The organism is Segatella albensis DSM 11370 = JCM 12258 (assembly GCF_000426565.1).
In the GTDB taxonomy this organism is placed as follows: Bacteria; Bacteroidota; Bacteroidia; order Bacteroidales; family Bacteroidaceae; genus Prevotella; species Prevotella albensis.
On record NZ_AUFP01000048.1, the window covers coordinates 1 to 1,056 of the forward strand.

Annotated in this window: 1 protein-coding gene; it reads left to right on the forward strand. The window is 42.7% G+C overall.

Going from position 1 to position 1,056, the window contains the following annotated elements:
• Positions 1-109: 109 nt before the first annotated feature.
• The gene (locus K333_RS12410) at positions 110-829 is read left to right on the forward strand and encodes a glycine-rich protein (protein ID WP_051230952.1); all 720 of its coding nucleotides are present in this window, start codon (positions 110-112) and stop codon (positions 827-829) included.
• Positions 830-1,056: the final 227 nt, after the last annotated feature.

The window sequence follows — 1,056 nt, forward strand, 5'->3', positions numbered from 1 at the left end:
ACAATAAAAAGAGTGTATCAATAGTCTATATGATTGATACACTCTTGGTTTATTATATTGTCCAATATTTTCTTTCGATAAGCTTCAAAGGTACATAAACACGGGAAGTGTGCAAACTTTTATAGCACCCATAAGTGGAGATTATAAGCTGGAAGTTTGGGGAGCACAAGGAGGTATTAGTTATGGCGGAATACCTGGGAAAGGAGGTTACTCTTGCGGCAGCTTATCTGTAACTTCTGGCCATGAACTATATATATGTATAGGACAGTGTACAGGTAGTATAACCGCTGATTATACGGGAATTTCTGCATACAATGGTGGAGGAACCGGGGCAAGCGCAGGCGGAGGTGCTACTCATATCGCAAGTACAGATCGAGGTGAATTAAAAAACTACGAGTTATATAAAACTGAGGTTTACATTGTTGCAGGAGGAGGCGGTGCAGGTGCTGACGGTGATTTTGGAACAGGAATAGGTGGAGCAGGTGGAGGGGCAACTGGAGAAAACGGTCCATACTGGGAAGGCTTAATCCGTAGAGCTACAGGTGGCTCTCAGACAGAACCAGGTGTTAATGGAGGTAATGGTCAAATAATAGAGGTCAATATTCCAGGCTTTGGTCAGGGCGGAGGCGCTTACCGGCCTGAAAACAACTATAACAACTATGGCGGAGGTGGAGGTGGAGGCTGGTATGGTGGCGGAGGATATGCATATGCAGGTAGTGGAGCTGGTGGCTCAGGGCATATCGGAGAGATGTTAACAAATGGTTCTATGCAATCTGGAGTCCGTGAAGGTCATGGATATGCAGTAATTACTTGGATGCCAATTTTATAAGATTAAAAAAGGCTATATCGACAAATTCGCTGATATAGCCTTTTTCTAGATATGTTTATCCCGAACGAATCCCGAAGGCATACCGAAGAATTGAGAAAAATATGTTATAAACTTGGAGATATCCAAGAGATAATACAGTATCCATTACCTGTATGCCCAGTTTCTGTTCCACCTTTTGGCTTAGGCATTATAGAACCACCATCTATCATTACAGGATTAAGAAATAC